This is a genomic window from Streptomyces colonosanans (genome assembly GCF_001866645.1).
In the GTDB taxonomy this organism is placed as follows: domain Bacteria; phylum Actinomycetota; class Actinomycetes; order Streptomycetales; family Streptomycetaceae; genus Streptomyces; species Streptomyces colonosanans.
Map to the genome: position 1 here is coordinate 1 of NZ_MLYP01000130.1, position 2,610 is coordinate 2,610.

4 protein-coding genes and 1 pseudogene are annotated in these 2,610 nt (G+C 67.5%); 3 read left to right on the top strand and 2 right to left on the bottom strand.

Going from position 1 to position 2,610, the window contains the following annotated elements:
• The first annotated feature begins 67 nt into the window (after positions 1–67).
• Positions 68–286 (top strand): hypothetical protein, encoded by a 219-nt coding sequence (locus BIV24_RS30565; RefSeq protein ID WP_071369716.1) that lies wholly within the window; start codon positions 68–70, stop codon positions 284–286.
• 76 nt (positions 287–362) lie between these two features.
• Positions 363–743: pseudogene (locus BIV24_RS36675) on the top strand (DUF7848 domain-containing protein); the annotation flags it as partial.
• Here BIV24_RS36675 and BIV24_RS30570 read toward each other — a convergent pair.
• Entirely contained in the window at positions 629–985 is a 357-nt protein-coding gene (locus tag BIV24_RS30570; RefSeq protein ID WP_071369718.1) for a winged helix-turn-helix transcriptional regulator, read from the bottom strand. The pseudogene BIV24_RS36675 and the gene BIV24_RS30570 sit on opposite strands and share 115 nt — an antisense overlap.
• Before the next feature lie 49 nt (positions 986–1,034).
• Between BIV24_RS30570 and BIV24_RS30575 the strand changes: the two genes are divergently transcribed.
• Entirely contained in the window at positions 1,035–1,955 is a 921-nt protein-coding gene (locus tag BIV24_RS30575) for an NAD(P)-dependent oxidoreductase (protein ID WP_071369717.1), read from the top strand.
• A gap of 268 nt (positions 1,956–2,223) precedes the next feature.
• Here BIV24_RS30575 and BIV24_RS32840 read toward each other — a convergent pair.
• On the bottom strand, positions 2,224–2,610 hold a 387-nt coding region (locus BIV24_RS32840; protein WP_079168665.1), incomplete at its 5' end, for a DNA-3-methyladenine glycosylase.

Below are 2,610 nucleotides of genomic sequence, written 5' to 3' on the forward strand. Positions count from 1 at the left end.
CTCTCCTGCCCGAGGGCAGGAGATTCCGGTCGGAAATGTTCGCCGTAGGGACGTCGACGCATCGCCCATGCGTGCAGGCATCGGCAGCTGTGATGCCGACCTGGGGAAGATCCGGACCGAGCTGGCAGACCTGGCAGACCTGGCAGCGAAGCGGGTGCGGGTAGATCTGGGGGACGTCGAGTACCTGTGGGAGGAGTTGAACTACGAAAACCGCGACCGGATCGACTCCGTGCGGACCCGACGGTTCAAGTCTGACCACTGCCGGATCACCTTCCGGAACCCGTGAGCGATGCGTGACGGCCGGCTGAGCGGATGGTAGCCAACGACAGGGGCGCCCTTCCGGGCGCCCTTCGTCGTGTCTTCGCTGCAAGTGGACGGCCGTTCCCTCGACGGACGGCACGGCGGTCGACGTGGAGTGCATGAGCCACACGGGCCGGAGCGGACACAAGGGCTTCAGGCGGACCTGCACATCGCGATGGCGGTCCGGGACGAATGACCTGTTCCGGCGCGTCTCTTCCAAGCGCCCTCAGTACCCACTTTTTTGTGGGTACTTGTCGGTGCTTCTCTGTACGGCGAGGCTGATGGCGTGCGATCGGCACGGCGCAGGCGGAGACCGGAGGGGGAGGGTTCAGAGAGCCAGTTGTTCTTGTGTTGCGGCGAGTCTGTCAAGTCGGCGGTGGCCCCAGTCGGCCAGCGGACCCAGCGCCTCGGCCAGTTCGCGGCCGAACCCGGTCAGCGAGTAGACGGTCTTCAAGGGCAGTACGTCATGCACCTCGCGATGCACCAGCCCATCGGTTTCCATCTCACGCAGGGCGTGGGTCAGCACCTTCTCGCTGAGGCCCGGAAGTCGTCGGCGTAGTTCGCCGGGGCGGTGCGGACCGGATTCCAGGGCCCATAGCAGGGCGGTCTTCCACTTGCCGTCGATCACCGCGATTGCGGCAGTCACTCCACAAACGTTCACGTCCGTGGCACGGCTGCGCGTCATCTTCATCCCATTCGTTCGCATTTGGCATCAAAGCAAGGAGAGTTGAGGCATGTCCTCGTACACGCAAGAGTCTGCCGTGACCGTGCTCGGGCTGGGGCCCATGGGCCGCGCACTGGCGGGAACCTTCCTGGACGCGGGGCTTCGGACGACCGTGTGGAACCGTACTCCGGGCAAGGATCGCGAACTGGTGGAGCGCGGAGCGGTGGGAACGGTGTCCGCCGCCGAGGCCGTCGTGGCGAGCGAGCTGATCGTGGTATGCGTCGTGAACTACGACGCAGCGGATGCCATCCTGCGCCACCCCGATGCGACCGCAGCCCTTAAAGGGCGGACCGTGCTGAACCTGACGGCGGACGTCCCCGACCGGGCGCGGGACAGCGCAGTCTGGGCGGCCGAACACGGCATCACCTACCTGGACGGCGCGATCATGACCCCCGCGGTCACCATCGGAACACCCGGCGCGGTGTTCCTGTACAGCGGTCCGGAGGAGACCTACCAGCGGCACCAGTCCTCGCTGGCAACGCTCGGCGGTAGACACACCCATCTGGGGGAAGAGATCGGCCGGGCAGCAGCCTATGACGTCGCTCTGCTCGACATCTTCTGGACGGCGATGGCGGGCTACGCCCACGCCCTGGCCGTCGCGCAAGCCGAGGGGATCACCGCGCGGGAGCTGGCACCGTTCGCCAAAGGGATCGGCGAGATCCTCCCGCCGATCTTCGAAGACAGCGCGCAGGAGATGGCCGTCGGCACCTTCTCCGGGGAGGGCAACCCGATCACTTCGGCGGTGTCGTCCATGGCCCACATCGTGCACACCTCGGAGCAGCACGGCATCGACGCCGGCGTGATGCGTGCCGCGGAGGGTCAAGCCCGTCGCGTCATCGGACTGGGCCACGGTGCCGACGGGTTCATCAGGGTCGCCGACGTGCTGGCAAGGCAGGCACTCGCAGGCAACGCCGGGCAGGCAGCGGAGTAGTTCAGGCCAGCGCCCCCTCTCGCCGGCTCCCTCCTGGTTGGTGCCGGTTCGGCTCAGTCTTCGCTGTGCACGGTGACCGTGACCCCGGCGGTGCGGAAGAACGCACCAAGGGGGTCATCCCGCCACCCCTCCGGCCCGAGTCGGCACACGTCGACAGTCACCCGACCGGCAAGGGACGCGCCACGCGCCACGCTCGCGAGCGATCAGCATCTTCGGGCCAACTTCCTCGCCGACTCGCCGACGAGCCGCGAGCGAGGCGCGCGGCGACTCAGGCTCCGGCGGACCGCTTGGCTCTCGGGCTCAGTCGGTACGCCGAGACCGTTGGATCACCGGCGAGGTAGAAGCGGTGCTGCCAGTCGTGGGCTCTGCTCACACCTACCCGAGGACCAATCCGGATGAGTGCGGCAGGTGCTGGCTCGCCCTCGGACAGCGCGACCGAGGCGCCTGTCAGTAGGTCTGTGCCGTTGTGCACTGCCGTGATGCCGAGCGCTTGGCAGAAGTTCCCCGGCCCCCGCGCGAGACGTGGACTCTCGGCCCTGCCCCCTCGCCGCTTGCGTGCCAGGTCTTCCCCTTCGATGACCCTGCCTGCCCGGATGAGGACAGCTGAAGCGATGCCGTCTGCCCCGGTGACGATGTTGGCGCACCAGTGGAGACC

Coding starts and splice junctions, on each gene's coding strand:
- BIV24_RS30565 (WP_071369716.1), top strand. CDS start 68: ATGCGTGCAGGCATCGGCAGCTGTGATGCCGACCTGGGGAAGATCCGG.
- BIV24_RS30570 (WP_071369718.1), bottom strand. CDS start 985: ATGACGCGCAGCCGTGCCACGGACGTGAACGTTTGTGGAGTGACTGCC.
- BIV24_RS30575 (WP_071369717.1), top strand. CDS start 1,035: ATGTCCTCGTACACGCAAGAGTCTGCCGTGACCGTGCTCGGGCTGGGG.